Consider the following 3,851-nt stretch of genomic DNA (forward strand, 5'->3'; position numbering starts at 1 on the left):
TCGCTGGTGACCTTGGCCAGGAACGGATGCATCGCCAGCGATGGTGCCACTGCGTTCACCCGGATGCCGTGCGGCGCCACGTCGAGCGCGGCACAGCGGGTCAGCGCCATCACTCCCGCTTTCGCAGCGGCGTAGTGCGCCTGCCCCTCCTGCGCCCGCCAGCCGATCACCGAGGCGTTGTTCACGATCAGCCCGCGCTTGCCGGCGGCCTTCATGCGGTTGCCCGCGGCGCGGACGCAGCGGAAGGTGCCAGTCAGGGTGATATCGAGGACCCGCGACCACTCCTCGTCGGTCATGTCCAGAACGTCGGCCGTGCCGCCCAAACCGGCGTTGTTGATCATCACGTCGACGCCACCGTGCTCGTCCGCGACGTCGAGCAGCGCCTGCACCTGGGCCTCGTCCGTCACGTCGGCGGCGAGGGCACGGACGCGTTCGTCGCCGAACTCCGCGGCGAGCGTCTCCTGCGACTCGGCGAGACGCCGCTCGTGGGTGTCGCTGATGACCAGCACGCTTGCACCCTCCTCGAGAGCACGCCGTGCGACGGCGGCGCCGATTCCGGCACCGGCCGCTGCGGTCACCACGACCACCTTGCCGGCCAGCAGGTCGTGGCCCGGGACGTAGTCGGGCGTGGGCTGCTCGGGTCTGATCGCCGTCATACGCGGGCCTCCTTGGGAAGGTCGAGCACGCGCTCGGCCAAGATGTTGCGCTGGATCTCGTCGCTGCCGCCGTACAGCGTGTCCGCGCGGGAGAAGAGGAAGAGGTTCTGCCACCGGTCCGGCCTGTACGACGAGCCACCCGCTCCCTGAGCCTGTCGAAGGGTCAGCGACCCGGCACCGGCGACCTCCATCGCCAGCTCGCCCAGGCGCCGGTGCCACCCGGCCCAGACGAGCTTCGCGACGTTGTCGGCACCCGGTGTCGCCTCGGTCAGGGACCGGACGGCGTTGACCCGCATCACCTCGAACTCCGCGCTCTGTGCCGCGAGTCGGTCGCGGAGGACGGGGTCGTCGAGGGCGCCGTTGCTCCGGGCAAGGTCGATCAAGTCGTTGAGCTCACGCTCGAAGCCGACCTGCTGGCCGAGCACGGACACACCGCGCTCGAACTCGAGCAGGGCCATCCCGACCCGCCAGCCGTCACCGGGTTCGCCGACGACCATCCCGGCGGGAGTCCGTGCGCCGGAGAAGAAGACCTCGTTGAACTCCGAGCCGCCCGTAATCTGCTCGATCGGCCGGATCTCGACACCGTCCTGGTCGAGGGGCACCAACAGGAACGACAGGCCGTGGTGGCGGGACGAGCCCGGCTCGGTCCGAACGATGATGAAGATCCAGTCGGACTCGTGGGCCCACGAGGTCCACACCTTCTGGCCCTCGACCACCCACTCGCCATCTTCGAGCACGGCTCGGGTGCTGACCGCCGCTAGGTCGGAGCCGGCGTCGGGCTCGGAGTAGCCCTGGCACCAGAGCTCGTCGACCGTCCGGATCCCGGGCAGGAACCGTTCCTTCTGCTCGTCGGTGCCGAACTCGATCAGCGTCGGGCCGAGCAGCTGCTCCCCGAGGTGGTTGACCAGCTCCGGCCCGTCGGCCCGTGCGTACTCCTCGTGGAAGATGGCCTGCTGGATCAGGCTGAGCCCGCGGCCGCCGTTCTCCTCCGGCCAGCCGAGGCAGGTCCAGCCGTGCTCGGCGAGGTGGCGGTTCCAGGCCCGACGTTCCTCGTAGGCATCCTCGCCACTACCCGAGCCGCCGGCACCTTTCAGAGGCGCCCACTCTCCCGCGAGATGCTCGGCGAGCCAGCTGCGCACCTGGTCGCGGAAGGCATCGTCGTCTGTGCTCACGTGAGGTAGCCTACCAAGCACTTGTTTGGTTTGGAGGTTTCGTGAGCGAGCGTCAGCGAGTGAACCATGGGTCTCTCACGGGGCCGCACCCGTATCCTGGCTTTTTGACGGGTGCGGCCCCGTGAGCGACACCGTCCCGGGTCTTGTGCGCGCCGCCGCCGAGAAGTTCGGCGACGCCACGGCGTATGCCATGGACGGCCGCACCCTCAGCTTCGCCGAGCTGCATGACCAGGTCCGCCGCACGGCGGCGGTCTACCGCAGCCATGGTGTGGAGCCGGGCGCCCGCGTGGTCCTCTGGGCGCCGAACAGCATCGACTGGGTCGTGGCCGGCCTCGCGGCGACCTACGCCGGCGGCCAGCTGGTGCCGGCCAACTCCCGCTACACGCCCCACGAGGTCGCCGACATCATCGAGCGCACCGACGCGACCACGGTGGTCGTCGCGAACGGCTTCCTCGGCCGCACTCAGATCGCCGATCTTCGTGAGGTCGCTCCCCTGGCGCCAGTCATCGACCTCGCGGACATCGGCGCGCTGGCCGCGCAGGCGGATGTTGCCGACATCGCCGCGGTCGAGGCGGCGGCCTACGCCGTCACCCCCGACGACGTCGCCGACATCATGTTCTCCTCAGGCACGACTGGTCGTCCCAAGGGCGTGGTCACCGCGCACCGGCAGTCCGTCGCCGCGGGGGCGAGCTGGGCCGGGGTCGGCGAGGTGAGCGACACCGACCGCTACCTGGTGATCAGCCCGTTCTTCCACTCCTACGGCTACAAGATCGGCATCATCGTCGGCCTGCTGCACGGGTGCGCGATCTACCCGATGGCGGTCTTCGACGCGGACGCGGCGCTCGCCCTGATCGAGTCCGAGCGGATCACCATGGTCCCCGGCGCGCCCGCGATCTTCCTCGGCCTGCTCGAGTCGCCCGCCTTCGCCGGCACCGACACCTCGACCCTGCGCTTCGCGAACACCGGCGCGGCGAACGTGCCGATCGCGCTGGTCGAGCGGCTGCAGCGCGAGCTGAACTTCGACCTGGTGATCACGGCGTTCGGCATGACCGAGTGCGTGGTCGCCACGATGTGCCGCCGAGGCGACAGCGACGAGACCATCGCCACCACCTGCGGCCGTGCCATCGACGGCATGGAGACGGCCATCGCCGACCCCGACACCGGGGAGCACCTGCCACCGGGCAGCGAGGGCGAGCTGCTGCTCCGCGGTTCCCAGGTGATGCTCGGCTACCTCGACGATCCCGCCGCCACGGCCGAGGCCATCGACGGCGACAAGTGGCTACACACCGGAGACGTCGGCGTGCTCGACGAGAACGGCTACCTGCGCATCACCGACCGCCTCAAGGACATGTACATCTGCGGGGGCTTCAACGTCTACCCGGCCGAGGTGGAGCAGGCACTCACTCGCCTCGACGGCGTGGTCGACGTGGCCGTGATCGGTGTCCCCGACGAGCGTCTGGGTGAGGTCGGCAAGGCCTTCGTCGTCCGACGCGACGAAGGCGGTCCCGACGAGGAGTCGGTGATCGCCTTCGCCAAGGAACGGCTGGCCAACTTCAAGGTGCCGCGGGAGATCGAGTTCGTCGACGCTCTACCCCGGAACCTGTCCGGCAAGGTCTTGAAGAACGAGCTGCGTGAAGGGAGCTCCCCATGACCGAAGAAGTGGTGACCTACGAGGTCGTCGACCAGATCGCCCGCATCACGCTGAACCGGCCGGAGTACCGCAACGCCCAGAACTCCGCGATGACCTACGCGCTCGACGCCGCTTTCACCCGCGCCACCGACGACGACGAGGTCAAGGTCATCGTTCTGGCCGGGAACGGCAAGCACTTCTGCGCCGGCCACGACATCGGCACCCCGGGCCGTGACGTCGACCAGACTTTCGAGCGCAAGGCCGTGATCTGGTGGGACCACACCGACAAGGAGGGCGGCGACCAGCGGTTCGCCCGCGAGTCGGAGGTCTACATGGGCATGTGCCGACGCTGGCGCGAGGTGCCCAAGCCGGTGGTCGCGATGGTGCACGGCG

General features: G+C 69.4%; 4 protein-coding genes. 2 read left to right on the forward strand and 2 right to left on the reverse strand.

Annotation, left to right across the window (positions count from 1 at the left end):
* The coding region (locus ACRDPN_RS10985; protein ID WP_431447561.1) for an SDR family oxidoreductase at positions 1-656 on the reverse strand (656 nt) is incomplete at its 3' end.
* Positions 653-1,828: an acyl-CoA dehydrogenase family protein gene (locus tag ACRDPN_RS10990; RefSeq protein ID WP_431447563.1), complete on the reverse strand. Its 1,176-nt coding sequence runs from the start codon at positions 1,826-1,828 to the stop codon at positions 653-655. The genes ACRDPN_RS10990 and ACRDPN_RS10985, both read right to left, overlap by 4 nt.
* A 121-nt stretch (positions 1,829-1,949) precedes the next feature.
* Between ACRDPN_RS10990 and ACRDPN_RS10995 the strand changes: the two genes are divergently transcribed.
* Positions 1,950-3,479 (forward strand): AMP-binding protein, encoded by a 1,530-nt coding sequence (locus ACRDPN_RS10995; RefSeq protein WP_431447565.1) that lies wholly within the window; start codon positions 1,950-1,952, stop codon positions 3,477-3,479.
* Positions 3,476-3,851 (forward strand): enoyl-CoA hydratase-related protein (locus ACRDPN_RS11000; protein ID WP_431447567.1); only part of this gene is annotated, 376 nt, incomplete at its 3' end. The genes ACRDPN_RS10995 and ACRDPN_RS11000, both read left to right, overlap by 4 nt.

Origin of the sequence: Aeromicrobium sp., assembly GCF_050700635.1 — a bacterium.
Taxonomy (GTDB): Bacteria; Actinomycetota; Actinomycetes; order Propionibacteriales; family Nocardioidaceae; genus Aeromicrobium.